The sequence below is a fragment of the Delftia sp. JD2 genome (assembly GCF_001682645.1).
GTDB lineage: Bacteria > Pseudomonadota > Gammaproteobacteria > Burkholderiales > Burkholderiaceae_C > Comamonas > Comamonas acidovorans.
Map to the genome: position 1 here is coordinate 95,718 of NZ_LFJT01000005.1, position 26,822 is coordinate 122,539.

General features: G+C 67.6%; 26 protein-coding genes and 1 riboswitch. Of the genes, 15 read left to right on the plus strand and 11 right to left on the minus strand.

The window, feature by feature from the left end; all coding sequences use genetic code 11:
* Positions 1-5 precede the first annotated feature (5 nt).
* Positions 6-1,454: an aldehyde dehydrogenase family protein gene (locus tag ACM14_RS04410; RefSeq protein ID WP_065345454.1), complete on the plus strand. Its 1,449-nt coding sequence runs from the start codon at positions 6-8 to the stop codon at positions 1,452-1,454.
* Positions 1,455-1,558: 104 nt separating this feature from the next.
* Here the strand turns inward: ACM14_RS04410 and ACM14_RS04415 are convergent, their stop codons facing one another.
* The 3 genes from ACM14_RS04415 to ACM14_RS04425 form a co-directional block, all read right to left on the minus strand.
* Entirely contained in the window at positions 1,559-1,873 is a 315-nt protein-coding gene (locus ACM14_RS04415; RefSeq protein WP_047218558.1) for a hypothetical protein, read from the minus strand.
* 899 nt (positions 1,874-2,772) lie between these two features.
* Complete coding sequence (locus tag ACM14_RS04420; RefSeq protein ID WP_013800125.1) at positions 2,773-3,465, minus strand: LrgB family protein; 693 nt, start codon at positions 3,463-3,465, stop codon at positions 2,773-2,775.
* 5 nt (positions 3,466-3,470) lie between these two features.
* Positions 3,471-3,944: a CidA/LrgA family protein gene (locus ACM14_RS04425; protein ID WP_065345455.1), complete on the minus strand. Its 474-nt coding sequence runs from the start codon at positions 3,942-3,944 to the stop codon at positions 3,471-3,473.
* A gap of 76 nt (positions 3,945-4,020) precedes the next feature.
* Between ACM14_RS04425 and ACM14_RS04430 the strand changes: the two genes are divergently transcribed.
* Together ACM14_RS04430 and ACM14_RS04435 are read left to right on the plus strand one after the other, a co-directional pair.
* On the plus strand, positions 4,021-4,929 hold the full coding sequence (locus tag ACM14_RS04430; protein WP_012202182.1) for a LysR family transcriptional regulator: 909 nt from the start codon (positions 4,021-4,023) through the stop codon (positions 4,927-4,929).
* Positions 4,930-4,933: 4 nt separating this feature from the next.
* On the plus strand, positions 4,934-5,569 hold the full coding sequence (locus ACM14_RS04435; RefSeq protein ID WP_013800122.1) for a pseudouridine synthase: 636 nt from the start codon (positions 4,934-4,936) through the stop codon (positions 5,567-5,569).
* Here ACM14_RS04435 and ACM14_RS04440 read toward each other — a convergent pair.
* On the minus strand, positions 5,566-6,597 hold the full coding sequence (locus ACM14_RS04440; RefSeq protein ID WP_065345456.1) for a hypothetical protein: 1,032 nt from the start codon (positions 6,595-6,597) through the stop codon (positions 5,566-5,568). The genes ACM14_RS04435 and ACM14_RS04440 overlap by 4 nt on opposite strands.
* A gap of 2 nt (positions 6,598-6,599) precedes the next feature.
* Positions 6,600-6,956, minus strand: a complete 357-nt coding sequence (locus ACM14_RS04445; RefSeq protein ID WP_013800120.1) for a zinc ribbon domain-containing protein YjdM — start codon at positions 6,954-6,956, stop codon at positions 6,600-6,602.
* Positions 6,957-7,093: 137 nt separating this feature from the next.
* On the opposite strand from ACM14_RS04445, the gene ACM14_RS04450 reads away from it, so the two are divergent.
* The 3 genes from ACM14_RS04450 (at position 7,094) to ACM14_RS04460 (ending at position 9,928) form a co-directional block, all read left to right on the plus strand.
* A complete protein-coding gene (locus tag ACM14_RS04450; RefSeq protein ID WP_065345457.1) occupies positions 7,094-7,987 on the plus strand; it encodes a LysR family transcriptional regulator in 894 nt (297 codons plus the stop codon).
* A 94-nt stretch (positions 7,988-8,081) separates the two neighbouring features.
* Positions 8,082-8,804: a DsbA family protein gene (locus ACM14_RS04455; protein WP_065345493.1), complete on the plus strand. Its 723-nt coding sequence runs from the start codon at positions 8,082-8,084 to the stop codon at positions 8,802-8,804.
* 92 nt (positions 8,805-8,896) lie between these two features.
* On the plus strand, positions 8,897-9,928 hold the full coding sequence (locus tag ACM14_RS04460; protein ID WP_016448695.1) for a cyclase family protein: 1,032 nt from the start codon (positions 8,897-8,899) through the stop codon (positions 9,926-9,928).
* A 22-nt stretch (positions 9,929-9,950) separates the two neighbouring features.
* On the opposite strand, the gene argE is transcribed toward ACM14_RS04460, so the two are convergent.
* Positions 9,951-11,114 carry an acetylornithine deacetylase gene (gene argE, locus ACM14_RS04465; protein ID WP_063327759.1) on the minus strand — a complete coding sequence of 388 codons (1,164 nt, stop codon included), beginning with the start codon at positions 11,112-11,114 and terminating at the stop codon, positions 9,951-9,953.
* 164 nt (positions 11,115-11,278) lie between these two features.
* On the opposite strand from argE, the gene ACM14_RS04470 reads away from it, so the two are divergent.
* From ACM14_RS04470 to ACM14_RS04485, 4 genes are all read left to right on the plus strand, one after another.
* On the plus strand, positions 11,279-12,592 hold the full coding sequence (locus tag ACM14_RS04470; RefSeq protein WP_065345458.1) for an MFS transporter: 1,314 nt from the start codon (positions 11,279-11,281) through the stop codon (positions 12,590-12,592).
* Between the two features lie 317 nt (positions 12,593-12,909).
* Complete coding sequence (locus ACM14_RS04475) at positions 12,910-14,253, plus strand: C4-dicarboxylate transporter DctA (protein WP_043823239.1); 1,344 nt, start codon at positions 12,910-12,912, stop codon at positions 14,251-14,253.
* Complete coding sequence (locus tag ACM14_RS04480; RefSeq protein WP_012202175.1) at positions 14,250-14,936, plus strand: GntR family transcriptional regulator; 687 nt, start codon at positions 14,250-14,252, stop codon at positions 14,934-14,936. Before ACM14_RS04475 ends, ACM14_RS04480 begins: the two co-directional genes overlap by 4 nt.
* A 171-nt stretch (positions 14,937-15,107) precedes the next feature.
* Complete coding sequence (locus tag ACM14_RS04485; RefSeq protein WP_034397710.1) at positions 15,108-16,451, plus strand: glycerophosphodiester phosphodiesterase family protein; 1,344 nt, start codon at positions 15,108-15,110, stop codon at positions 16,449-16,451.
* Between the two features lie 102 nt (positions 16,452-16,553).
* Here the strand turns inward: ACM14_RS04485 and metH are convergent, their stop codons facing one another.
* Positions 16,554-19,310: a methionine synthase gene (metH, locus tag ACM14_RS04490; RefSeq protein WP_254661996.1), complete on the minus strand. Its 2,757-nt coding sequence runs from the start codon at positions 19,308-19,310 to the stop codon at positions 16,554-16,556.
* A gap of 27 nt (positions 19,311-19,337) precedes the next feature.
* Positions 19,338-19,464: riboswitch (S-adenosyl-L-homocysteine riboswitch) on the minus strand.
* A 277-nt stretch (positions 19,465-19,741) separates the two neighbouring features.
* Here metH and ACM14_RS04495 point away from each other — a divergent pair.
* Genes ACM14_RS04495 through ACM14_RS04515 form a run of 5 tightly spaced genes read left to right on the plus strand, consistent with a single transcriptional unit; the run spans position 19,742 to position 23,479 of the window.
* Positions 19,742-20,533, plus strand: a complete 792-nt coding sequence (locus ACM14_RS04495) for a FadR/GntR family transcriptional regulator (protein WP_065345459.1) — start codon at positions 19,742-19,744, stop codon at positions 20,531-20,533.
* On the plus strand, positions 20,530-21,336 hold the full coding sequence (locus ACM14_RS04500; protein WP_043823244.1) for a transporter substrate-binding domain-containing protein: 807 nt from the start codon (positions 20,530-20,532) through the stop codon (positions 21,334-21,336). Before ACM14_RS04495 ends, ACM14_RS04500 begins: the two co-directional genes overlap by 4 nt.
* A gap of 31 nt (positions 21,337-21,367) precedes the next feature.
* Positions 21,368-22,096, plus strand: a complete 729-nt coding sequence (locus ACM14_RS04505; RefSeq protein ID WP_016448704.1) for an amino acid ABC transporter permease — start codon at positions 21,368-21,370, stop codon at positions 22,094-22,096.
* A complete protein-coding gene (locus tag ACM14_RS04510; protein ID WP_012202167.1) occupies positions 22,093-22,746 on the plus strand; it encodes an amino acid ABC transporter permease in 654 nt (217 codons plus the stop codon). Before ACM14_RS04505 ends, ACM14_RS04510 begins: the two co-directional genes overlap by 4 nt.
* Entirely contained in the window at positions 22,733-23,479 is a 747-nt protein-coding gene (locus ACM14_RS04515; protein WP_012202166.1) for an amino acid ABC transporter ATP-binding protein, read from the plus strand. Before ACM14_RS04510 ends, ACM14_RS04515 begins: the two co-directional genes overlap by 14 nt.
* 70 nt (positions 23,480-23,549) lie before the next feature.
* On the opposite strand, the gene ACM14_RS04520 is transcribed toward ACM14_RS04515, so the two are convergent.
* The 4 genes from ACM14_RS04520 to urtD form a co-directional block, all read right to left on the minus strand.
* Positions 23,550-23,909, minus strand: a complete 360-nt coding sequence (locus tag ACM14_RS04520; RefSeq protein WP_012202165.1) for a zinc ribbon domain-containing protein — start codon at positions 23,907-23,909, stop codon at positions 23,550-23,552.
* A 46-nt stretch (positions 23,910-23,955) separates the two neighbouring features.
* Positions 23,956-25,185, minus strand: coding sequence for a formamidase (gene fmdA, locus ACM14_RS04525; RefSeq protein ID WP_013800108.1), 1,230 nt, complete (start codon positions 25,183-25,185; stop codon positions 23,956-23,958).
* Between the two features lie 181 nt (positions 25,186-25,366).
* The gene (gene urtE / locus ACM14_RS04530; RefSeq protein WP_012202163.1) at positions 25,367-26,056 is read right to left on the minus strand and encodes an urea ABC transporter ATP-binding subunit UrtE; all 690 of its coding nucleotides are present in this window, start codon (positions 26,054-26,056) and stop codon (positions 25,367-25,369) included.
* Between the two features lie 20 nt (positions 26,057-26,076).
* Positions 26,077-26,820, minus strand: coding sequence for an urea ABC transporter ATP-binding protein UrtD (gene urtD, locus ACM14_RS04535; protein WP_012202162.1), 744 nt, complete (start codon positions 26,818-26,820; stop codon positions 26,077-26,079).
* Positions 26,821-26,822 lie beyond the last annotated feature (2 nt).

Here is a 26,822-nt window from a genome sequence, read left to right on the forward strand (position 1 = left end):
ACCTCATGTCCCGCTACGACAACCTCATCAACGGCCAATGGAAGGCCGCCGACGGCTACAGCGCCAACACCAACCCCAGCGACCTGTCCGATGTGATCGGCGAGTACGCCCAGGGCAATGCCGCCGATGTGGAAGCCGCCATCGCCGCGGCAGCCGCGGCCTTTCCCGCCTGGAGCACCTCGGGCATCCAGGCCCGCCACGACGCCCTGGACAAGATCGGCAACGAAATCCTGGCCCGCAAGGAAGAGCTGGGCGACCTGCTGGCGCGCGAGGAAGGCAAGACCCGCCCCGAAGCCATTGGCGAAGTCGGCCGCGCAGGCCAGATCTTCAAGTTCTTCGCGGGTGAATGCCTGCGCCTGGCCGGCGAAACCCTGCCCTCCGTGCGCCCCGGCATCGGCGTGGAAATCACGCGCGAGCCCGTCGGCGTGGTGGGCCTGATCACGCCGTGGAACTTCCCCATCGCCATTCCCGCCTGGAAGATCGCCCCGGCCCTGGCCTTCGGCAACTGCGTGGTCCTGAAGCCCGCCGACCTCGTGCCCGGCAGCGCCTGGGCGCTGGCCGACATCATTCACCGCTCGGGCATTCCGGCCGGCGTGTTCAACCTCGTCATGGGCCCGGGCCGCGTCATCGGTGATGCCCTGGTGCGCCACAGCGACGTGGCCGCCATCAGCTTCACCGGCTCCGTCGGCGTGGGCCGCGGCATTGCGCGCGCCTGCGTGGAAAGCGGCAAGAAGGTGCAGCTGGAGATGGGCGGCAAGAACCCGCAAATCGTGCTGGACGACGCCGACCTCACCCAAGCCGTGGAGCTGTCCGCGCAAAGCGGCTTCTACTCCACGGGCCAGCGCTGCACGGCATCGAGCCGCCTCATCGTCACCGACAGGATCTACCCCGCCTTCATCGAGGCCCTGCAGGCCCGCATGGCCAGGATCAAGGTGGGCGACGCCCGCGCCGCAGGCACCGACATGGGCCCCGTGGTCAGCCAGGCCCAGCTGGAGCAGGACCTGAGCTACGTGGAAATCGCCAAGGCCGAAGGCGCCGTGCTGGCTGCGGGCGGCACAGCCGCCGCCTGCCACACCGGCAGCGGCAACAAGGGCTACTACATGGCGCCCACCCTGTTCGTAGACACCCAGGCCGCCATGCGCATCAACCGCGAGGAAGTCTTCGGCCCCGTGGCCAGCGTCATCCGCGTGAAGGACTACGAGGAAGCCCTGGCCGTGGCCAACGACACGCCCTTTGGCCTGGCCGCAGGCGTTGCCACCACCAGCCTCAAGCACGCCACCCACTTCAAGCGCCACAGCCAGGCCGGCATGGTCATGGTCAACCTGCCCACGGCCGGCGTGGACTACCACGTGCCCTTCGGCGGCCGCAAGGGCAGCAGCTACGGCCCGCGCGAACAGGGCCGCTATGCACAGGAGTTCTATACGACGGTGAAGACCGCCTACACGCTGGCCTGAACAGCATCCGGCTGACGAGAAAAAAGCACCTTTCGAGGTGCTTTTTCATTGGGCGGATTCCGGGTGTCAGCAGCCCGGGGCGCCCTGGCAAGCGGACCAGCGAATCAGCGCTGGAACGCCACCGCAGCAGCCGCTATCCGCCGCAGATACGCCGGGTCTTCCTGCAGGCAATGCACGTGGTTGACCTCGTCCTCCACCAGTTCCTCCATCCGCTGCGCAGCCCCGCAAATGGCCTGCAGCGCATTGGCCACCACCTCCAGATTGCGGTAGCCCTCGGGCCGCTCCAGCCAGGCCAGCGCCAGCTGGCCCAGCGAGTACACCTCGCTGCTGCCCTGCAGCGTCAGCCGGCCGATCTCGGTCACGGCATGGCTCAACTGCTGCGGGCTGGGCTGGGTCAGGGTTGTGGAAGCGGTACTCATGGCGCCACCCTTCCCACGGCAGATGCGCGAGAGTGAGGCGCTCGGGTGGCAGAGGGAAATGCAAAAGAAGAAATGCCGTGCATGGTTTCGTACTCCTTCGTGAGAACAAAAACCACCGGCCCGTGTTCTTACGCACAGACAGGTGGACGGGATGTTAAGAACACGAACGAAGCCGTGCGGACGCCCTTGCGGGTAGCCCCATCCCGTCCGTAACCGCAGGAACGCAGGCTTGCGCCCACGCTCCGGAAATCAGACGTGACAAGGCCTCCTTGACGGCGAGGCCGCACCGCTTCGTTTTGGATGTTCTTACGCACCGGCCCCGGAACAGGGGGCTGCCGCGATGATAGAGGCTTTCAAGATGGCAAGCGCCCCAGCACTCCAGGCCGAGCGCAGCGAAGGCCCGCACCCACTCCCCGTATGTCCGCGCCTGCGCCGTGGTGGTTGCGGGGTTGCAGTCCTGCCGCAGGACAGGACTGCTTCGTCATCTGACTCGCCGTGATTGTTTGAACGTAGCTCGCAGAGCGAAGTGAGTTTCACGGCGAACCCCGCAACCGCCACGGCGCAGGTGGCCCCGCAGCGCAGCGAAGGGGTCGCGGACATCCGGGTCGCCTTCTTTGATCTGACCTTTCTTGGCGAATCAAGAAAGGGCAGTCGGCTGCCGGGCCGAGACCCGGCCTCGAAAAACAACCACCCGGCAGGGGCAAAAGATTGCACCTAAGCCAAAAGCAATCGAGGCACAAACAAGGTGGGCGGGAGTTAAGAACATGTGCAAGGCATGCGGACGCCCTCACGGGCAGCCCCATCCCGCCCCAAACCCAAAGACAGCCGGGTCCCCAAAAACCCCAGCCATCAAACCCCGGTCACGGATAGTAGCTCCCGCATCACTTCAGCAAATCACTTCAGAAAAACAGCACCCTCACCCAAGGCGCCACCACCACATTCAACGCCCCCGCAATCATCATCACCAATGAAGCAACCACCGCCTGCACATCCCCAAACTGCCGCGCCTTCGCCACCCCGCTGCCATGCGCGGCACCACCCAGAATGGCGCCCGCAGCCAGCTTGCTGCGCACGTGCGGCAGCAGCCGCAGGATGGTCTCGCCCATGAGCATGCCGCTGACGCCCGTGAGCAGCACGAACAGCGCGGCCAGGTCGGTGGGCCCGCCCAGCACGCGCTCGGCCTCGATGGCGAAGGGGGTGGTCACCGAGCGCACGGCCAGGCCCTTTTGCAGGTCCACGGGCAGTCCGAAGGCCTGTGCGAACCAGATGGTGGTGGCAATGGACACGCCACTGGCCACGAGCACGCCGGTGGCGATCGACATCCAGTGCTTGCGCAGCAAGTGGCGGTTTTCGTGCAGGGGCAGCGCAAAGGCCACCGTGGTGGGGCCCAGCAGCCAGACCAGCCAGTGCGTCTGGGCGATGTACTGCGGGTAGCGCACATGGGTCAGCAGCGCCAGCGCGATCAGCACCATGGGCGTGGCGACGATGGGCATGAGCAGCGGATGCGGATGGCGGCGGTACACGCGCTTGTTGGCCGCATAGCAGGCCAGCGTGGCCAGCAGCGACAGCAGGCCTATGGCCTGGTCGGACATGGCGTTCACTCCTGCTCCCTGTGCAGCCCGGCGCGCGTGGAGCGGCGCCGGGCCAGCCACAGCTCCAGCCGGTAGACGCGGTCCACGGCCAGCGCCGTGGCGACCATCACGCAGGCCGTGCTGGCCACGATGACGCCCAGGATGCGCAGGCCCTGGTGCTGGATCAGCTCGGTGTATTCGGTGACGACCAGCATGGCGGGCACGAAGAACAGCAGCATCTCGGCCAGCAGCCAGTTGGTGCCGCCCTGCAGCCAGCGCGCCTTGACCAGCCCGCTGAACAGGCCCGTGGCCAGCAGCGCGAAGCCGATCAGCCCGGCCGGCATGCCCCAGCCGAAATGCGCGCGCACGGCCTCCATGGCCACCCACAGCGCACTGAGCAGCCCCACCTGCAGCACGCCGCGCAGCAGCGGCCAGCAGCGGTGCAGCAGACCCTGAAACACCTGCGGCCGCAGGACGGGCATGGCGGAAATCTTTGACATGGGGCAATCCTAGGGTTTGCACTCAGATTCGTAAAATGAATAATCTCCATTTTTCCCATGCACAAAAGGAATCCTCATGGACCTGCGCGCGCTGCGCTACTTTGTCGAGGTGGTGCGCTGCAACAGCTTCACGCGTGCGGCCGAGGCGCTGCATGTGACCCAGCCCACCATCAGCAAGATGGTGCGGGCGCTGGAGGAGGAGCTGGGCGGCCCGCTGCTGCTGCGCGAGGGGCGCGGTGTGCAACTGACCGACGCAGGCCAGGTGGTCCATGCGCGCGGCCTGCAGGTGCTGGAGCAGTCACGCCAGCTGCTGCAGGAGGTGGCCGAGGTGGATGGCATTGCGCGCGGCAGCCTGAGCGTGGGCATCATGCCCACGGCCGGGCACTACATGGCGCCCGTGATCGCGCGCTTTCAGCAACTGCATCCGGGCGTGGAACTGCATGTGCAGGAGCAGGGCGCACGCGCCCAGCGCCAGCTGCTGCTGGACGGCAAGCTGGACATGGCGCTGGGCCTGCACGGCGCGGGCGAGGCGGGTGGTGACCTGGCCGGAGAGGGCCTGGAGTACTGCACCATCGCCCACCAGAAGACACGCGTGGCCTTTGCCGCGCACGAGGTGCCCGACCCGGACGCACCCGTGCACTGGAGCGAGCTGGCCCGGCGGCCCTTTGTGTTCTACACCTCGGACTTCGCCCTGCACCAGGCCGTGCTGGAGCATTGCGCGGCGGCAGGCTTCAGCCCACAGGTGCGGCTGCAGACGCGCTACTGGGACTTCATCGGCGACCTGGTGGCAGAAGGCGTGGGCGTGGCCGTGATGTTCGAGCACGTGATCGCGCGGTTCGACCCCCGGCGCGTGTCCAGCCGCCCGCTGGTGGGGCCTGAACTGCACTGGGACGTGGTGCAGCTGTGGCGCAGCGGCTATCTGTCGCGCGCGGCGAGGGCCTGGCTGGAGTGCGTGCGTGCGGTCTATCCCGACGACAATCGCTGAGTCCATGCAACCCAGAAAACGCCCACCCTTGCGCCCTTTTGCAGGCCCGGCCCTGCGCGCCCGACCCGCCTTCGCCGACCGGCCCGACACCGGCCCCTCACGCCTGCTGTGCTTCAACAAGCCCTACGGCGTACTCAGCCAGTTCACCCCCGAGGGCCGCTGGCGTGGCCTCAAGGAATACATCGACGTGCCGGGCGTGCATGCGGCAGGCCGGCTTGACGCCGACAGCGAAGGATTGCTGCTGCTGACCAATGACGGCCCGCTGCAGGCGCGCATCGCCGATCCGCGCTTCAAGATGGAGAAGACCTACTGGGTACAGGTCGAGGGCCTGCCCGACGAGGCCGCGCTGCAGGCGCTGCGCCAGGGCGTGCAGCTCAACGACGGCATGACGCTGCCCGCGCAGGCGCGCCGGCTGGAGCCGCCGCCCGTGCTGTGGCAGCGCGACCCGCCCATCCGCGTGCGCCAGAACATTCCCGACTGCTGGATCGAACTGGTCATCCGCGAGGGCCGCAACCGCCAGGTGCGCCGCATGACGGCGGCCATTGGCCACCCCACGCTGCGGCTGGTGCGCGCGGCCATCGGGCCCTACACGCTGGACGGCCTGGAGCCCGGCCAGTGGAAGGACGTGGAGCCCGCCTAGGGCTCCGGATTGTCGGGAAGTGCCACAGCCTGCCAGCGTTGCAGGCCGAGCCACGGACGAAAGCGCCGCGCCTCGCTCACTTCCACCCGCTCCACACTGCCGGCCAGCAGCGGCCACAGGCGCTGCAATTGCGCCGAGCGCTGCTGCGTGCAGCGCCGCGCGCGGGCCAGCAGCTCGCTGCCCTGGCCCAGCAGGCGCGACAGCTCGCGCAGGCGCGGCGGCGGCAGGCATTGGGCGCTGGCCAGCATCAGCCAGGACGGTGCCTGGCCCGCCTGGGCGGGGCCGCTGGCGGCGAACTGCTCCAGCAAAGCGACATGGGCGCTGAGCAGGGGCGCGGGTGGCTTCTCGGCCAGCATGATCTCCAGCAGCCTGCCCTCGATGCGCCAGCGGGCGGGCACCACGGCGTGCTCTACCGAGTTGCCGAAGCGCGTGGACTGGCGATGGCGGACGGCACGGCTGCCCTGCTCCAGCAAGGGCTGCAGCAGTTCGGCCAGGGCCTGCTCGCGCTGCGCCGTGGGCGCTTCGGCCAGCGTGATGCGCAGCGGCACGGCCTCGTAGCCGCGCAGCTGGTCGCGCCAGGCCATCCAGCCCGCCGTGTCGGGGCCGCCCAGCAGCAGGGCGAGGAAGGCACCCAGGCCGGCCAGGGCCGAGCCGGTCCACCAGGACACCGGCACAGGCTGCCGCCCGGCGATCAGCCAGCCCGTCAACCAGACCAGCGCCCCCGCGCAGGTGGCCGCCAGCAGGCCCATGCCGAAGGCGAGGAAGGGCGCGCCGTCGAGCCGGTCGGGCAGCAGCACCAGCATGGCCACGCAGGCCGCGCCGGCGCACAGCGCAACGGCCCACCAGCCCGCCACGGGCAGGGTGCGCGCGGTGCGGCCCATGAGACCCGTGAGACCCGTACGGCCGGCCAGTGTCAGCAGCAGCAGGGCCACCACCGCGCCAGCGGTCAGCGCAATGAACAGGGGCGCAAACACCCACAGCGCCAGCAGCCCGAGGACCGCCGATACCGCAAGCGACAGCGCCAGCATGCTCAGGCCTTCTTGAGGAACTCCGACTTGAGCAGCATGGAGCCCAGTTCGGTCTTGCAGTCCACGTTGTGGCCGTCGGCGCCATCGACCAGGCGGATGCCCTTGATCTTGCTGCCCTTCTTGAGCACGGTGGACGAGCCCTTGACCTTGAGGTCCTTCACCAGGATCACGGCATCGCCGTCGGCCAGCGCATTGCCGTTGGCGTCGCGCACGATGCCGTCGCCAGCGGCGGCTTCGCCGGACTCTTCTTCGGCCTGCATGGGCCATTCGAAGGCGCAGTCGGGGCAGATGTAGCTGGTGGCGTCGGGATAGGTGTTTTCAAGGCCGCACTGGGGGCAGGCGGGAGTGGTCTGGGGCATGGGATGGACAGATTCGGGAAGACAAAGAGGCGCGGCGGGCGCGCCGTACCTGGCGATTGTCGCCCCTGCCCCCGCAGGCATGCCCCGGCAAACCCGAGCGGCCTGCTACGCTGCGCGCCACTCTTTGCTTTTTCCCCATGGATACGCTGACCCCCTTGCGCGCCTTCCGGCGCATCGTAGAACTGGGCTCCATCGCCAAGGCGGCCGACGCGCTGGACCTGTCCTCGGCCGCGCTGAGCAAGCAGCTGCGCGCGCTCGAAGCCCATCTGGGCGCCGTGCTGCTGCAGCGCACCACGCGCCGCATGAGCCTGACCGACACGGGCCAGGCCTACTACGCCGAGTGCTGCCGCCTGCTCGATGAATTCGATGCGCTGGAGCAGTCGGTGCGCGCGCAGGCGCAGCAGGTGGCCGGCCGGCTGCGCGTGAATGCGCCGCTGTCGTTTGCGCTGAGCACGCTGTCGCCGCTGCTGGCGCGCTTCATGCAGCGCCATCCGCAGCTGCAGATCGACCTGTCCATGGAAGACCGGCTGGTGGATGCGGTGGGCCAGGGCTTCGATGTGTCCATCCGCCTGAGCGCGGAGCTGGCGGACTCCTCGCTGATCGCGCGGCGCCTGGCCTCGCTGTCGCAGATGCTGTGCGCGGCCCCTTCCTATCTGCAGGCGCATGGCCGCCCGGCCAGTGCCGCCGCGCTGCGCGGCCATGCGCTGCTGAACTACAGCCTGGCGCATGCGCCCCGCGAAGCGGGCGAGAGCCCCCAGGCGCCGTCCGAGGCGCGCGCCAACGTCAACAACAGCCTGATGCTGCGCGACCTGCTGGTGGCGGGCCTGGGCATTGGCGCCCTGCCCTCGTTCCTGGCGCGGCCGGCGATTGCGGCAGGCCAGCTGGTCGCACTGGACCTTGCGGACCAGGCCGCGCAGGCCCGCCATGTCTACGCGGTCTATCCCACGCAGCGCCACCTGCTGCCCAAGGTGCGCGCCTTCGTGGACTTTCTGGCCGAGGAGCTGCCTGCCGCCATGGGCGAGGATTGTTGACGCCGCGTTAAGAGTTCCTCAAGCGCACGCCCCTTTTTCGCGCCGGGCCTGCGGCCTACGCTTGCCGTCCATCACAGCCATGAAGGACACAAGCATGACGCAATGCAATGATTTTTCCTGCGCCCTGCCCGCGCAGGATGCGGCGGCCCCCTCGCCGCAGCAGGCCCTGCAGGCGGCGCCCGCTGCGGCGCCCGCGGTCGCCCCCGCCATCGACTTCTTCCATGACGTGGTCTGCGGCTGGTGCTACGTGATGTCGCCACGCCTGCGCCAGGTGGCGCGCGAGCTGGGCCTGCGCGTGCGCCACCGCAGCTTCGTGCTGCAGGCCTCGCGCGCCGAGATGGTGGAGGCCTTCGGCTCCATGGAGCGCGCCAAGCAGGTCATCCTGGAGCACTGGCAGGCCTGCGCGGAGCATGACGACGAGGACCGTATCGACATCGAGGGCATGCGCCGCGAGGCCTTCGAGTACCCCAGCGGCATGGCCGGCGCACTGGCCTGCCAGGCGGCCCAGATCCTGGGCGGCGATGACGCGCACTGGGATCTGTTCGACGCCATCCAGCACGCCCACATGAGCGAGCACCGCAACATCGGCGACGCCGAAGTGCTGCTGGACATCGCCACGCGCACGGGCTTCGAGCGCAATGCCTTCGCGGGCTGCATGGAAGGTGCCCAGGCGCTGGAGCAGGTGCGCCAGGACCGCGCGCTGGCGCAGCGCATGGGCCTGCGCTCCATTCCCACGCTGATCGCGCCGCGCCTGCCGCCGCTGCAGACCCAGTCGCTGGCTGCGCTGCGCGAACGCCTGCACTTCCTGGCGGCCTGAGCGCCCCCGTCTTTGCTTTTTTCATCGGCGTTTTTCCGCCTTCCCTCGCGCGCGGCATGCGCGCCCTTTTTCAGCAGACCAAGGACCTTTCCATGACTCTCCAACGCTTCGCTCGCCGCATGGCGCTGCCCTCTCTCGTGATCGCCCTGGCCGCCGCCTTCGCGGGCACCGCGGCCCAGGCCCATGGCGGTCACGAGCCTCCGGCCGGCGCACGCCAGGACGTGGGCACCAGCCCCTGGGGGCCGGCCGACGAGATCGGCCGCCTGAACCTGATCACGCCGGCCTCGCGCGCGGCCATCCTGCAGCGCATCACGGGAGGGCAGGTCTATGACCTGGCCACCGAGTACTACGTGGGCATGCCCAGCTGGCAGGACGCGGGCGATCCGCACTACCAGTTCTGGATGACGCACACGCCGCGCGGCACCGTGGTGGACGATCCCATGAACGTGGGCAAGGACATGAACGCCACGCGCAGCTACACGGGCACGGCGTTTTCCATGTACAGCCACACGGGCACGCACATCGATGCGCTCAACCACTTCGGCATACGCGGCAGGATCTGGAACGGCTTCAGCGCAGACCAGCATCTGGGCGACCGGGGCTGGCAGCGCACGGGCATAGAGAAATTCCCGCCGCTGGTGGCGCGCGGCGTGCTGATCGACGTGGCGGCCGCCAAGGGCCTGGAGATGCTGCCCGACCAGTACCGCATCACGCGCCAGGACCTCAAGGATGCGCTGGCACGCCAGAAGGTGACGCTGCAGGAGGGCGACATCGTGCTGGTGCGCACGGGCCGCATGAAGCTGTACGGCCAGCCCCAGGCCTACATGGCCAAGCCGCCGGGCCTGGGCCTGGATGCCGCACGCTTCCTGGTGGAGGAAGGCGGCGCCATGATCGTGGGCGCCGACAACCTGAGCCTGGAGACGTTCCCGTCCGAGGTGGACGACGACTACGTCCCGCTGCACAGCTACCTGCTGGCGCAAAAGGGCGTGCCCATCATGGAGCTGGTGGCGCTGGACGATCTGTCGCGCGACAAGGTTTACGAGTTCGCCTTCATCGGCGGCCCGCTCAAGATCCGCGGCGGCGACGCCGCGCCGCTGCGGCCCATCGCCATCCCGGTGCGCTGAGCGGGGCGCGCCCCGCCCTGGCTCAGAGCGACCGGCCCATTTTGCTGAGGAAGCGCTCGCAGGCGTCGAGCTGGGCCAGCTCCACGAACTCGTCGGGCTTGTGCGCCTGCTCGATGGAGCCGGGGCCGCAGACCACGGTGGGAATGCCGGCGTTGTGGAACAGGCCGGCCTCGGTGCCGTAGGCCACCTTGCGCTTTTCCTGGTCGGCGGTCAGCGCGCGCACCAACTGGGTGATGGCGGCTTCTTCCGAGGCTTCCAGCGCGGGCGCGCTGGCGCCGGTCTCGATCTCGATGCGCGCGTCGGCGAATTCGGCGCGCATGCGCGGCAGCAGTTCGTCGCGCACATAGGACTCGACCTGGGCCTGGATGCCGTCCACCGACATGCCGGGCAGGTTGCGGAATTCATAGGCGAATTCGCACAGCTCGGGGATGGTGTTGACCGCGATGCCGCCCTGGATCTGGTTGGTGGTCATGGTGGTGAAGGGCACGTCGAAGAATTCGTCGTAGGGGCCGTGCGCCTTGAAGTGGTCGGCGATGTCCCGGATGCGACAGATCAGCCGCGCCGCGTATTCGATGGCATTGCTGCCGCGCGGCGTGAGCGACGAATGCGCGGCCTTGCCGTGCACGCGGCAGCGGTAGAGGTTGATGCCCTTGTGCGCCACCACGACCTGCATGCTGGTGGGCTCGCCGACCACGCAGCCGTCGAAGCGCGCGCCCTCGGCCTTGAGCTGGTTGATCATCACGGGCGCGCCCGCGCAGCCGATTTCCTCGTCGTACGAGAAGGCCAGGTGCACGGGCCTGGCGCGCTGCGTAGCCAGGAATTCGGGCACCAGCGCCAGCGAGGCGGCGATGAAGCCCTTCATGTCGCAGCTGCCGCGGCCATACAGGCGCCCGCCCTTTTCGGTGAGCGCAAAGGGGTTGGTGCTCCACTGCTGGCCATCGACCGGAACCACGTCGGTATGGCCGGACAGCACGATGCCACCCTGCGTTTCGCCGTTGTGGGCCGGCAAAGTGGCGAAGAGATTGGCCTTGGCGCCGTCCGGAGAGTGGAACAATCGGGCACTCACGCCCAGCGTGGCCAACTCATCGCGTACACACTCGATCAGCGCCAGGTTGGAGTTGCGGCTGGTGGTGTCGAATGCGACCAGTGTTTCCAGCCAGTCGCGGGTGTTTTTCCAGGTAGTCATGTGGTTCCATCTGCGCCATGGCCTGCGCCGCCCTTCGTGGACGACGCAGGCCATGGCATAGGCATTGCATATGGCGAAGCAGTGTACGCCCGGGTTGCGGCCCGGGCAGGCACGCCGACCCATGCCCCGGGCGTGACTGCCGTCTTTTCAATCCCTTTTCGGAAATGGACTCTGCTTTGACCAAGCAAACCGTCTCGACCCGCAACATCGTGGCTGCCGTCATCGGCAACGCGCTGGAGTGGTATGACTTCCTGGTGTTCGCCTTCATGACACCCATCGTCGCCAAGCTGTTCTTTCCCAGCAATCCCGACAATCCGGACGACAACATCAACCGCATCCTGATGACCACGGCCGTGTTCGGCGTGGGCTTCTTCATGCGGCCCGTGGGCGGCATCCTGCTGGGCCTGTACGGGGACCGCAAGGGCCGCAAGGCGGCCATGGTGATGGTGACGGGCCTGATGGCGGTGGCGATCGCGCTGATCACGCTGGCGCCCACCTATGCGGCCGTGGGCATCCTGGCGCCGCTGTTCATCGTGCTGGCACGGCTGCTGCAGGGCTTTGCGGCCGGCGGCGAGTTCGGCACGTCCACGGCACTGCTGATCGAGCTGGCACCGCCCGGCAAGCGCGGCTTCTATGGCTCCTGGCAGATGGCCGGACAGATGCTGGCCCTGCTGATCGGCGCGGCCACGGGCACGCTGATCACCGAGATCTTCACCGAGGAGGAGCTGATGGCCTGGGCCTGGCGCGTGCCCTTCGCCGTGGGCCTGCTGATCGTTCCCGTGGCGCTGTACATCCGCCGCCATGTGGAGGAGCCCGAGGTCTTCAAGGAAATGCAGGCTGCTCAGGCCAGCGGCAAGGCGCGCCAGATCGGCATCATGGAGATGCTGCGCACGCATGCGCGCGAGACGCTGGTGGGCATGGGCCTGGTGGTCACGGCCACGGTGTCCATCTACATCACCTTCACCTATCTGGTGACCTATGCCACGGTGACGCTGAAGCTGCCCATGCGCGATGCCTTCATGGTGCAGATGGCCGGCGCCGCGCTGATGGTGGTGATCATGCCGTTCTTCGGCGCCCTATCGGACCGCGTGGGCCGCCGCATGCTGACCATCGGCTCGCTGATCGGCTACCTGGTGGTGCTCTACCCGCTGTATGCCTGGCTGACCGACGGCCCCACGGTGCAGAAGCTGCTGATCACCCAGCTGGTGGTCTGCGTGTTCGTGGCCGTGTTCTTCGGCGTGTTCAGCACGGTGATGGCCGAGCTGTTCCCGCCCCAGGTGCGTTCGGCCGGCATGTCCATGGCCTACAACGTGGCGGTGATGATCTTCGGGGGCTTTGCGCAGTTCATCGTGACCTGGCTGATCCGCTCCACCGGCTCGCCCATGGCGCCGGCCTTCTATGTGATGTTCGGCGTGACGCTGGGCCTATTCGCGGCCTTCTTCATCAAGGACCGCGCTCTGGAGCGCAACCTGCGCTGATCCCGGTGCGGTGCGCAAGGCACCGCGCCCGCGCATGCCGCGCATACCCCGCATGCCCCGCCACGGGGCCTGCGCCCGCCCGCGCACCCGCCTGCGCACCATGCGCGGGCATGACGGCCACCCGCCCTGCACCACGGCGGGGAGGCCCGCCCGCATCGGCGGATTTCATGCAGAAAAAGTCAGGGCTGATGCTCTCTGGAGTGCCGCAAATCTGCAGGGAATACCCTCTGCTGGCACGCGTTTCGCTTGTCTACATTCTTGCATGCAAGTTGTAAATCCACTTGCATACAAGATTCCACAACTTGCGAAAGACGACTATGCGCCGCTTTGCCAGATCACTGTTCGGACAGGTGGTGATCGCACTCATCCTGGGTGTGCTCGCCGGAATATTGGCCCCTGAATGGGCCGTGAAGCTCAAGCCCCTGGGCGATGGCTTCATCAAGCTCATCAAGATGATCATTCCCGTGCTGGTGTTCTGCGTGGTGGTGCACGGCATCGCGGGCGCAGGCGACCTCAAGCGCGTGGGCCGGGTCGGCGTCAAGTCGCTGATCTACTTCGAGGTGCTGACCACCATCGCCCTGGTGCTGGGCCTGGTGCTGGCCTTCGTGTTCCAGCCCGGCGCGGGCATGAACGTGGACCCGAGCAAGCTCGACGCCTCGGCCATGAGCGCCTACGCCAGCAACGCCGACAAGCTGACCAGTGGCGGCACGGTGGACTTCCTGATGAAGCTCATCCCCACCACCGTGGTGCAGGCCTTTGCCACGGGCGACGTGCTGCAGGTGCTGCTGTTCGCCGTGCTGTTCGGCTGCGCGCTGACCATGCTGGGCGAGCGCGGCGCGCCCGTGCATGCGCTGATCGACACGCTGTCGAACGTGCTGTTCAAGATCATGGGCATCCTCATCAAGCTGGCCCCGCTGGGCGTGCTGGGTGCGATCTCGTTCACCGTGGGCCAGTACGGCATCGGCTCGCTCAAGCAACTGGGCATGCTGGTGCTGCTGTTCTACGTGGCCGTGATCTTCTTCGTCTTCGTGGTGCTGGGCCTGGTGATGCGCTTTTCGGGCTTCAGCCTGATCAAGCTGCTGCGCTACCTGCGCGAGGAGCTGATGGTGGTCTTCGCCACCACCTCCTCGGACAGCGTGCTGCCCCAGATCATGGCCAAGCTGCGCAACATGGGCGTGCGCGACTCCACCGTGGGCCTGGTGATTCCCACGGGCTACTCGTTCAACCTGGACGCCTTCTCCATCTACATCACGCTGGCGGCCGTGTTCATCGCCCAGGCCACGAACACGCCCATCGGCATGGCCGACCTGCTGACCATCCTGGCGATTGCGCTGGTGACCTCCAAGGGCGCCCACGGCGTGCCGGGCTCGGCCATCGTGGTGCTGGCGGCCACGCTGCATGCGATTCCGGCCATCCCCGCCATCGGCCTGGTGCTGGTGCTGTCGGTGGACTGGTTCATGGGCATTGCCCGCGCGCTGGGCAACCTGATCGGCAACTGCGTGGCCACCGTGGCCATCGCGGCCTGGGAAGGTGACATCGACCGCGAGCGCGCCCATGCCGTGCTCAACGGCCTGGCCGACAATCAGGGGCCCGACGCCGAGCCCTCCGGCGCCGCCGCCGTCCCCGCAACCGTGACTCCTGCCCACCCTGCAACGCAATGACACCTGTAAGCCCCCAGCACATCGCCGAGCGCGTCGTCGAAGCCATCCTGGCCCAGAAACTGGCGCCCGGCGAACGGCTGGGGGAGCAGGAGCTGGCCGACAACTTCGCGGTCAGCCGCACCATGGTGCGCGAGGCGCTGATGCAACTGCAGGCGCGCGGCTTCGTACAGGTGCAGCCCCGGCGCGGCTGGTACGTGGTCCAGCCCTCGGCCGAGGAGGCGCAGGACGCCTTCGCGGCGCGCCGCATCATCGAGACCGGCATCCTGGGCGAGGCCGGCCGCCCGATGCAAAGCGTGATCGGCCAGCTGCGCCGCCACATCGCCCAGGAGCAGGACGCCATTGCCGGCGCCGACGCGGCCACGCGCGCCTTCCTGCTGGCCGACTTCCATGTCTGCCTGGCCGAGCAGATGGGCCATCGCCTGCTGGCGCTCACGCTGCGCGACCTCACGGCGCGCACCACGCTGGCGGCCACATTGTTCCAGTCCACGCACAGCGCCAGCCAGTCCTGCGCCGAGCACGAACGCATCGTCGAGGCCCTGGAGCGCGGCGACACCGAGGGCGCCAAGGCCCTGCTGCTGGAGCACATCGGCACGGTGGAACGCTCGCTGGAGATCCGCCCGCCCGAGGCGCCCGACGCCAGCGACCGCCTGCGCGCCACGCTGGCGCCCCTGTTCGGGGGATAACCCTGTGTCGGAGGGTCGGCAAATTTCCACCGACCGTCGCTAAAACGCCAATCTGGGTCCTACGGGGCGCACTGTCATGGTGCCGACACGGCTGACTGCATACGCTGCTGAGTTGGCGCATTGCGCGCCGTTCATCAACCCACCACTGCTTCGGATATGACCCAACGTCCTATGTCCTTTTCCCGCACTCCCCTGCTCGCGTCCCTGTGCGCGGCTGCAGTCCTCACGGCCTGCGGCGGTGACGGCGGCTCGTTCTACCTCACGCTCGACGGAAAGCAGCCCCAGGTGATCGCCCACCGCGGCTTCTCGGGCAAGTTCCCGGAGCAGACGCGCATGGCCTACGAGGCCGCCGCCGATGCAGGCGCGGACATGCTCGAACTCGACATGCACATGACGAAGGACTGCCAGCTGGTCGCCCGCCACAACGCCTGGCTCAGCGACAGCACCAACGTGGCTGACGTGGCCAAGACCAATGCCGAAGTGGCACGCCGCCAGCGCACCACGGCCGGCGTGCTGGTCAACGTGAAGTACCCCGCCGTGCCTGCCAACGGCCCCTCGCAATACCTGAGCGACCAGCTGGACGCCAACGATCCCAAGTCCGTGCTCAAGGCCCTGGTGGTCGATGGCGAGGACCACCGCAACGACTGGTCCATCAGCGACTTCACGCTGCAGGAGCTACGCAGCTGGCTGACCGGCACCATCCTGGACAACCGCAGCGAGCGCCCCACCGAGTGGAACGGCAAGCTGCCCCTGATCAGCGCCCAGGACGTGCTGGACATCGCCGCCGCCAAGGGCAAGGCCCTGGGCCGCACCATCCCCGTCTACGCCGAGACCAAGAACCCCTACTGGAACAATCAGCAGGCGATCGCCAACGGCTGCGGCGCACCCGGCTCGCGCCCCTTCGAAGATGCGGTGATCAAGCTGCTGGACCAGAACAAGCTCAACGCCAAGGACTCGGCCATCTACATCCAGAGCTTCGACCCGGCCAGCCTCAAGTACCTGCGCCAGGCCGGCATGAAGGCCAAGGGCGTGCAGCTGATCGACGGCAACGACTTCAGCCTGCGCGACGGCTCCATGGTCTACATCACCAACGATGAATGGACCTTCATCAGCGGCCGCCCCTACAGCTGGACCCTGGCCGGCGACGCCCGCACCTTCGCCGCCATGCTCACGCCCGCAGGCCTGGCCGACATCAAGACCTATGCCGACGGCATCGGCCCCTGGAAGCCCCAGGTCCTGGCCCACTCCGTCGTGCCCTACAAGGACGGCGCCGGCCTCAAGGACGTGAACACCGTCAAGGACACGGGCCTGATCCGCGACGCCCACAAGGCCGGCCTGATCGTGCACAGCTTCACCTTCCGCAACGAGCCAGGCCGCCTGGCCGGCCTGTACAAGGGCGACCCCGTGCAGGAATACCTGACCTACTACCGCCTGGGCATCGACGGCGTGTTCACCGACTTCACGGACACGGCCGTGGCGGCGCGCAAGGCGTACAACAAGGAAATCGGGCTCTGATCGAGCGCTGAATGCCGCTGCGGCGGCGTCCATAAAAAAGCCAGGGCATGCCCTGGCTTTTTTCTTGCAACGCGCGGCACCAGTCCGCGCGGACAAACGTTCTCACCCCAGATTCGGCGCCAGCAACCGGCGCAGCTCCTCAATGTCCATGCCCCGGCGCGCGGCCATGTCGGCGAGCTGGTCCTCGCCGATCTCGCCGACGTTGAAGTAGACGGAGTCGGGGTGGCCGATGTAGAAGCCGCTGACGCTGGAGGCCGGGTTCATGGCCAGGCTTTCGGTCAGCGTCATGCCGATCTCGTCGGCCTTGAGCACGGCGAAGAGGTCGGTCTTGGCACTGTGGTCGGGGCAGGCCGGGTAGCCGGGCGCGGGGCGCACGCCCTTGTACTGTTCCTTGATCAGCGCTTCGTTGCTGAGGTCCTCGTCGGGCGCATAGCCCCACAGGTCCTTGCGCACGCGCTGGTGCAGGCATTCGGCGAAGGCCTCGGCCAGGCGGTCGGCCAGGGCCTTGAACATGATGCCGGAGTAGTCGTCCAGCGCGTCTTCGAACTCCTTGTCCTTCTTCTCGGCGCCGATGCCGGCCGTGACGGCGAACAGGCCCGCGTAGTCGTGGATGCCCGATTCCTTGGTGGCCACGAAGTCGGACAGGCAGCGGCTGGGGCGCATCACGGGCTGGCCATCCGGGCCTTCCACCATCTGCTTTTCGGTCTGCTGGCGCATGCCGTACCAGGTCATCAGCACCTGGCTGCGGGACTCGTCGGCATAGAACTCGATGTCATCGCCCACGCGGTTGGCAGGGAACAGGCCGATGGCGCCGTTGGCCTGCAGCCAGCGGCCTTCGATGATCTTCTTGAGCATGGCCTGGCCGTCGGCCAACACCTTGCGCGCCTCGACGCCGACGATCTCGTCGTCGAGGATGGCCGGATAGGGGCCGGCCAGATCCCAGGTCTGGAAGAACGGGCCCCAGTCGATGTACTCGGCGATCTCGGCCAGGTCGAAGTTGCGGAACACGCGCCGGCCCAGGGCGCGCGGCGCCACGGGGGACTGGGAAAAGTCCACGGGCGTGGCGTTGGCGCGGGCCTTTGCCAGAGGCCACAGCGGTGTCTTCTTCTTGTTGGCGTGCTGGGTGCGGACCTTGTCGTAGTCGGCCTGGATCTCGGCCAGGTAGTTGCCCTTGTTCTCGCCCAGCAGGCTCTGGGCCACGCTGACGCTGCGCGAGGCATCGGGCACGTAGACCACGGGGCCTTCGTACTTGGGCGCGATCTTGACGGCGGTGTGCACGCGCGAGCAGGTGGCGCCGCCGATCAGCAGCGGAATCTTCTTGATGCGGAAGTAGTCGTCCTTGTGCATCTCGCCGGCGACGTATTGCATCTCTTCGAGGCTGGGCGTGATCAGGCCCGACAGGCCGATGATGTCCGCGCCCTCGGCCTTGGCCCGGGCCAGGATCTCATGGCAGGGCACCATCACGCCCATGTTGATGACCTCGAAGTTGTTGCACTGCAGGACCACGGTGACGATGTTCTTGCCGATGTCGTGCACGTCGCCCTTGACGGTGGCGATGACGATCTTGCCCTTGCTGGACACGTCCAGGCCCGCCGCTTCCTGCTGGCGCTTTTCCTCTTCGATGTAGGGCACGAGATGGGCCACGGCCTGCTTCATCACGCGCGCCGACTTGACCACCTGGGGCAGGAACATCTTGCCGGCGCCGAACAGGTCGCCCACGATGTTCATGCCGTCCATGAGCGGGCCTTCGATCACGTGCAGCGGGCGGCCGCCGCCCTGCACCACGATCTGCTGGTAGGCCTCTTCGGTGTCGGTGACGATGAAGTCGGTGATGCCGTGCACCAGGGCGTGCGACAGGCGCTCGCCCACGGTCTTCGGGTTCTCGGGCGTGCCGCGCCATTCGAGCTTCTTGCTGTCGTCCTTGGCGGCGCCCTTGGCTGCGTCGGCAATCTCCAGCAGGCGCTCGGCGGCGTCAGGGCGGCGGTTGAGCACCACGTCTTCCACGCGCTCGCGCAGCTGGGGCTCCAGGTCGTCATAGACGCCGACCATGCCGGCGTTGACGATGCCCATGTCCATGCCCGCCGAGATGGCGTGGTACAGGAACACGGTGTGGATGGCCTCGCGCACGGGGTCGTTGCCGCGGAAGCTGAAGCTCACGTTGGAGACGCCGCCCGAGACCTTGGCGCCGGGCAGATTCTTCTTGATCCAGCGCACGGCCTCGATGAAGTCCACGGCGTAGTTGTCGTGCTCCTCGATGCCGGTGGCCACGGCGAAGATGTTGGGGTCGAAGACGATGTCTTCGGGCGGGAAGCCCACCTCGTCCACCAGGATGCGGTAGGCGCGCTCGCAGATCTCGATCTTGCGCTGGTAGGTGTCGGCCTGGCCCTTCTCGTCGAAGGCCATGACCACGGCGGCCGCACCGTAGCGCCTGATCAGCCGGGCCTGGCGCTTGAATTCATCCAGGCCTTCCTTCATGGAGATGGAGTTGACGATGCCCTTGCCCTGCAGGCAGCGCAGTCCGGCCTCGATGACCTCCCACTTGGAGCTGTCCACCATGACCGGCACCTTGGCGATGTCGGGCTCGGAGGCGATGAGGTTCAGGAAGCGCACCATGGCGGCCTTGCTGTCCAGCATGGCCTCGTCCATGTTCACGTCGATCACCTGGGCGCCGTTTTCCACCTGCTGGCGTGCCACGGACAGCGCTTCCTCGTACTGCTCGTTGAGGATCATGCGCGCAAAGGCCTTGGAGCCCGTGACGTTGGTGCGCTCGCCCACGTTGACGAACAGCGTGCCCTCGCCGATGGAGACGGGCTCCAGGCCCGACAGACGCATGGGAGGGGGAGTGAAAGAGGACGACATCAAGCTCACCTGCAAAAACGGCATGGCAACAGGTGAGCGTCGTTGGCACCGTGGGCGCGGTCCGGCCGGGAACCTGCACCAGGCCCAAGCCTGACGCGGCACGCGATCCGGTGTACGGATGGGCGGGTGCCGCGCTGCAACGCTCCTCGGGCCAAAGCCCGGGATTCTACGGCGGCTGGCGGCGGCCTGCAGTGCGGGTTTTACGCCCGCATTCGGGGCAGGCCTGCACAAAGCCATGCGGCACTGCACCAAAGCGCGGCAGCGCGGGCCGCCGGCAGCGCCTTCGGGGCGGATTGTCGATACCCCATCGCCCCGGATTCTTTGCAACGCCTGAGGACAACGCTCCTTTTTTTGCATCTGGCACGCAATTCGCTATCTGCTGGGTACGTGGTCTGACCAGTCAGGCCAAAACCCTCCACCCGCGCCAGCCCATGCAAAGCATTCCGATCTCGATGGCCCAGACGCTGCAGCAGCACATCCTGAGCGGCCACTATCCCGGCGGCAGCCAGCTGCCGCCGCAGCGCGAGCTGGCCCGGCAGCTGGGCATCAGCCGCGCTTCGCTGCGCGAGGCGCTGTCCATGCTGGAGGCCCTGGGCCTGGTCGAGATCCAGCCGGGCAAGGGCGTGCGCATCAACGGCCCGCACAGCGGCCGTGCACGCATGCACCGCGCCTATGCCACCCCGGCGCTGGGCACGCTGTCGCCGCGCCAGCTGATCGAGCTGCGCCTGGTGCTGGAGCCCGGCTGGGCCGCTCTGGCGGCCGTGCGCGCCGACGACAGCGGCCTGCGCCAGCTGCAATGGACCCAGCCCCAGCTGGCCCACGCCCTGGACCGCAGCGACCTGCTGGCCGCCGCCGACGCCGATCTGCAGTTCCACCTGCTGCTGGCCCAGCTGTCGGGCAACCCGGGCCTGGTGGCCATGGCGCGCCAGCTGGAGCTGGCCATCAGCCACAGCCTGCGCCTGCCGTTTGCCTGGAGTGGCGCCGACGACCAGCCCGTGCGCGAGCACGACGCCATCGTGCAGGCCGTCTGCGCCGGCGATGCGCCGGGTGCCGCGGGCGCCATGCGCGCCCACCTGCTGTCGGCCGCAAGGCGCAGCGGCATCGATCTCGACACACCGGACGACACGACGGCGCCCGACGCAACGCCGCCCGATACATCTGCGCCCGACCCTGACCCGCTTTCCTTTCGCCTCACCCCACCTTCCGAAGGAGCTTTCGCATGACTTCCTCCCTGACACCCCGCCGCGCATTCATCCGCACCGCCCTGGCGGCCGCCACCCTGGCCGCTGCCGGCCTGGGCGGCGCAGCCCATGCCGACATGCTGGCCAACATCCAGAAGGCCGGCGTGCTGCGCGTGGCGATTCCGCAGGACTTCCCGCCCTTCGGCTCGCTGGGCACCGACCTGAAGCTGCAGGGCTATGACATCGACATGGCCGCCCTGGTGGCCCAGGAGCTGGGCGTGAAGGTGGAGCTGGTGCCCGTGACCAGCACCAACCGCATCCCCTTCCTGACCACGGGCAAGGCCGACATCGTCATCTCCAGCCTGGGCAAGAACGCCGAGCGCGCCAAGGTGATCGACTTCACCCAGGCCTATGCGCCCTTCCCCAAGAGCGTCTACGGCCCCAAGGACGTGAGCATCAAGGCCCCTGCCGACCTGGCCGGCAAGACCGTGGGCGTGACGCGCGGCTCCACCGAGGACCTGGCCCTCACGCAGGTGGCGCCGGCCTCGGCCACCATCAAGCGCTACGAGGACAACAACGCCACCGCGCAAAGCTATCTGACGGGCCAGGTGCAGCTGGTGACGCTGGGCAACATCGTGGCCAACGCCGTGAACGAGCGCACCAGGCTGCGTCAGCTGGACGTGAAGTTCGCGGTCGAGGACACGCCCTGCTACATCGGCGTGGCCAAGGGCGAGCCGGCGCTGCTGCAGAAGGTGGACGCCATCATCACCAAGCTCAAGGCCGACGGCCGCCTGACCGGCCTGTCCCAGCGCTGGATGAAGATGCCGCTGCCCGCCACCCTGTAACCGCTGCGCCCCTGCTCCCGGAAATCCTTCCATGGCCTATCAATTCGACTTCGGCGCCGTGTTCGACTACAGCGGCCTGCTGGCACAGGGCGCAGGCTTCACGCTGGCGCTGACGGCAGCGGGCGCCGTGCTGGGCGGCGCCATCGGCGTGGCCGGCGGCGTCAGCCGCGCCTGGCGCATTGCGCCGCTGCACTGGCTGTTCAAGGTGTACGTGGAGGGCATACGCAACACGCCCTTCCTGGTGCAGCTGATGTTCGTGTTCTTCGGCCTGCCTTCGCTGGGCGTGCAGATCAACGAATGGCAGGCCTGCCTGCTGACCACGGTGATCAACCTGGGCGCCTACATCACCGAGATCGTGCGCGCCGGCATCCAGGAGACGCCGCGCGGCCAGCTGGAAGCCGCTGGCGCGCTGGGCATGGGCCGCTGGGCGGTCTTCCGCCATGTGGTGCTGCGTCCTGCGCTGCAGCGGGTCTGGCCCTCGCTGAGCAGCCAGATCGTGATCGTGATGCTGGGCACCTCGGTGGTCTCGCAGATCGCCGCCCAGGACCTGACCTTCGCCGCCAACTTCATCCAGTCGCGCAACTTCCGCGCGTTCGAGACCTACCTGGTGGTGACGGCGGCGTACTTCGTGCTGGCCCTGGCACTGCGCCAGTTGCTGGCCTGGATAGGCCAGCGCTTCGTGGTGGGCCGCCGCACGCCGCGTGCAGCCCGGCCCGCTGCACCTGCTGCACCTGCAACCACTGCCGGAGACGCCGCATGATTGCCGATATTCCCCTGCTGCCCATCCTGGCCAAGCTGGCCGAGGGCCTGCTGGCCACGCTGGCGCTGTCGCTGCTGGCCTTCGTGCTGGGCGGCGCCACCGGATTGCTGGTGCTGTTCGCCCGCGTGGGCCGCAGCCAGAACCTGCGCCGCCTGGCCAAGGCGTATATCCAGGCCTTCCAGAACACGCCGCTGCTGATGCAGATGTTCATCGTGTTCTTCGGCTCGTCCATGGCCGGCCTGGACATCTCGCCCTGGACGGCGGCCGCCATCGGCCTGACGCTGTATACCAGCGCCTACCTGGCCGAGGTCTGGCGCGGCTGCGTGGAGTCCATCCCCAGCGGCCAGTGGGAAGCCTCCTCCAGCCTGGCCATGGGCTACCTGCAGCAGATGCGCCATGTGGTGCTGCCGCAGGCGCTGCGCCTGTCGATAGCGCCCACGGTCGGCTTCTCGGTGCAGATCATCAAGGGCACGGCCGTGGCCTCGATCATCGGCTTCAGCGAGCTGACCAAGCTCGGCTCCATGCTGGCCAACGCCACCTTCCAGCCCTTCCTCATCTACGGCCTGGTCGCCGCAGGCTACTTCCTGCTGTGCTGGCCCCTGTCCCTCTACGCATCCCATCTGGAGAAGAAACTCTATGCCGCTCGTTGATGTGCGCGCCGTTCACAAGCATTACGGCAACAACCATGTGCTCAAGGGCGTGGACCTGAGCGTGGACAGCGGCCAGGTGGTCGCCATCATCGGCCGCAGCGGCTCGGGCAAGAGCACGCTGCTGCGCTCCATCAACGGGCTGGAGGCCATCCAGTCCGGCCAGATCGTGGTGGACGACGCCGTGCTCAAGGGCTCGGAGGGCAGCGCGCCCTCGCCCGCCCAGCTGCGCGCGCTGCGCCTGAACGTGGGCATGGTGTTCCAGCAGTTCAACCTGTTCCCCCACCTGACGGCGGGCGAGAACGTGGCCCTGTCGCCCACCGTGGTCAAGGGCGTGAAAAAGCCCGAGGCGGCGGCGCTGGCGCGCCAGATGCTGGCCAAGGTCGGCCTGGGCGACAAGTACGACAGCTACCCCGACCAGCTCAGCGGCGGCCAGCAGCAGCGCGTGGCCATTGCACGCGCGCTGGCCATGCAGCCCAAGGTGCTGCTGTGCGACGAGATCACCTCGGCACTGGACCCGGAGCTGGTCAACGAGGTGCTGGCCGTGGTCAAGCAGCTCGCCGCCGAGGGCATGACGCTGATCATGGTCACGCACGAGATGCGCTTTGCCCGGGACGTGGGCGACCAGCTGGTGTTCATGCACCAGGGCCTGATCCACGAAAGCGGCCCGGCCAAGCAGCTGTTCGCCAACCCGCAGACGCCGGAGCTGGCGGGCTTCATCGGCGCCGTGCACTGAGCGGTACGGCCAGGCAGGACAAAGGCCCGCGTCGCGGGCCTTTGTCATTGGTGCGGCGCAGGGGCCGCGGTCAGTGGCTGATCATCCAGGGCCGCTTGGTCGGGAAGGTCTTGGCGCCGTTGGGCGCCGTGACCGTGGAGCCGCGCTTGCTGGCGCCGCTGCAGCAGCCGCAGCCCGAAGGGTGGCGCATGCGCGCGTAGCTGCCCTCGGCCACATCGCGTGAGCGCCTGGGCTCGTGCCGGGCGCGCTCGTTGGTGTCATGGGCGCGGCGCTGTTCGGGGCTGGTGCAGGCCAGGCGCGGCGCGCTGACGAAGACGCGGGGCGAGGCCGCCTCGCAGCTGGGGCAGGGCGCGGGCTCGTTGCGCTGCGAGAGGCTGCGCAGCGCGTCGAAGCCGCCGCATGCGGTGCAGTGGTAGTCATAGGTGGGCATGGGCGGCCTCTGGCGGATGGTGGATAGCGGGTGTCGTATGCCGGGCTTACTTGTCCTGGGCGATGGGCAGATCCACCCCGCCCGTGATGATCTTCTGTGGTCCCTCGGCCGTGGGATTGATGTCGAAGTCGAAGATCTCCGTGGGCAGCCACAGCGTGGCGCAGGCATTGGGCACGTCCACCACGCCGCTGATATGGCCCTGCACGGGCGCCGTGCCCAGCAGCGAGTAGGCCTGGGCGCCGCTGTAGCCGAATTTCTTCAGGTACTCGATGGCGTTCAGGCAGGCCTGGCGGTAGGCCACGGTCACGTCCAGGTAGTGCTGCTTGCCCTTTTCGTCCACCGAGATGCCTTCGAAGATCAGGTAGTCCTTGTAGTTGGGCGTCATGGGGCTGGGCTTGAAGATGGGGTTCTTGATGCCGTACTTGGCCATGCCGCCCTTGATGAGGCTGACTTTCATGTGCACCCAGCCGGCCATCTCGATGGCGCCGCAGAAGGTGATCTCGCCATCGCCCTGGCTGAAGTGCAGGTCGCCCACGCTCAGGCCCGCGCCGTCCACGTAGACGGGGAAGAACACGCGCGAGCCGCGCGAGAGGTCCTTGATGTCGCAGTTGCCGCCGTGCTCGCGCGGCGGCACGGTGCGCGCGCCTTCGGCGGCGGCCTTGTCGCGGGCCTCGCCCTGCATCTGGCCCATGTGGGCGGTGGTGGCGTTGGGCGGGTTGGCCAGGCCGGGAATGCGGTCGGGGTCGGTGGCGATGAGGCCGGTCTCGCGCTCATTCCAGCTGGCCAGCATCTTGGGGTCGGGCAGGCAGCCGATCAGGCCCGGGTGGATGAGGCCTGCGAAGTTGACGCCGGGGATGTGGCGGCTCTTGGTGAACATGCCGTGGAAGTCCCAGATGGACTTCTGGGCCAGCGGGAAATGCTCGTCCAGGAAGCCGCCGCCATTTTGCTTGGAGAAAAAGCCGTTGAAGCCCCAGAGGCTGTCGTCGCGCGCGCCGATGTCCAGCAGGTCCACCACCAGCAGGTCGCCGGGCTGCGCGCCCTTGACGCCCACGGGGCCGGACAGGAAGTGGACGGTGGACAGGTCCACGTCGCGCACGTCTTCGGCGCTGTCGTCGTTCTTGATGGCGCCGCCGGTCCAGTCATAGGTCTCCAGCTTGAACTCCGCGCCCGGCTCCACCCAGACCGCCATGGGAATGTCGGGATGCCAGCGGTTGTGCACCTGCGGGTTGTCGTAGGGGGACTGGTTGAGATCGACCTTGATCAGGGTTTCGGCCATGGTGTGCTCCTTGCGATGGCAGTGGAAAAAGAGAGGAACTCGGCGCCTGCATCGACCGCGGTGAATGAAACCGGCACGGCACAACCCAGGGACACCAAGGAAGGGCCGCCCCGCACCGAGGGTGTCGTCCCCCTCCCGCATGCGAGAGAGGGGGAAGCGGCGCAGCCGCTCAGGGGGTGCTTCATACAGAGAGGTAGGACTTGATGCGCTGTTCATCGGTATCTGCTCTGGCCGTCTCATGGACCAGGCGCCCGCCCTCGATGACGAACAGCCGGTCGGCCACATCCATGGCGAAGGAAAGCACCTGTTCGCTGACCACGATGGTGATGCGGCGCAGCTTGCGGATCTCGTTGAGCGCCTTGGCGATGTCCTTGATGATGGAAGGCTGTATGCCCTCGGTGGGCTCGTCCAGCAGCAGCACCTTGGGGTCGGTGACCAGGGCGCGCGCAATGGCCAGCTGCTGCTGCTGTCCGCCCGAGAGGTTGCCGCCCTTGCGCCGGCGCATGTCCCAGAGCACGGGGAACAGGGCGTAGATGTCGTCGGGCACCTGGCGCGTCTTCGCGTTCTCCAGGCCCGTCTGTATGTTCTCTTCCACGGTCAGCGTGGGGAAGATCATGCGGCCCTGGGGCACGTAGGCGATGCCCTTGGCCACGCGCCGGAAGCTCTCGTCCTTCGTGACGTCCTGGCCGGCCACGGTGATCTGGCCGCTCTTGGCGGGCATGACGCCCATCAGGCTTTTGAACAGCGTGGTCTTGCCCATGCCGTTGCGGCCCATGATAGCCACGGTTTCGTTCTCGCGGCCCTCGAAGCTGATGCCGTGCAGCGCCTCGCTCTGGCCATAGGCCACGTACAGATCCTTGACTTGCAGCATGTGAATTCCTTGTGCGTGCCTCAGTGGCCGAGGTAGACGTCGATGACCTTGGGGTCGGCCTGCACCTTGTCCATGGGACCCTCGGCGAGGATCTTTCCCTGGTGCATGACGGTGACCTTGTGCGCGATGCGCGCGACGAACTCCATGTCGTGCTCGATGACGATGACGGAGCGGTTCTTGCAGATGCGCTGCAGCAGCTCGGCCGTCAGCTCGCGCTCGCGGGCGCTCATGCCGGCGATGGGCTCGTCCAGCATCAGCAGCTCGGGCTCCTGCATGAGCAGCATGCCGATCTCCAGCCACTGCTTCTGGCCGTGGCTGAGCAGGCCGGCCTCGGTGTCCAGGCGCTCGTCTAGGCCGATGTCGGCGGCCACGGCCTGCACGCGGTCGCGCACCGCCTCCGTGCACTTGAAGGCCAGCGCGCCGAAGACCGAGCGGCCTTGCGGGTAGGAGACCTCCAGGTTCTGGAAGACCGAGAGGTTCTCGTAGATGGACGGCGTCTGGAACTTGCGCCCGATCCCCAGGCGCACGCGCTTGTGCTCGGCCATGCGCGTGAGTTCCTCGTTCTTGAACTTGATGCTGCCGGCCGTGGCGCGGGTCTTGCCGCAGATCAGGTCCAGCAGCGTGGTCTTGCCCGCGCCGTTGGGGCCGATGATGACGCGCAGCTCGTTCTTGTCGATGTACAGGTTCAGCGCGTCGATGGCCTTGAAGCCGTCGAAGGAGACCGTCAGGTCTTCCACGGCCAGCGTGAAGTCGGTATTGCTCATGG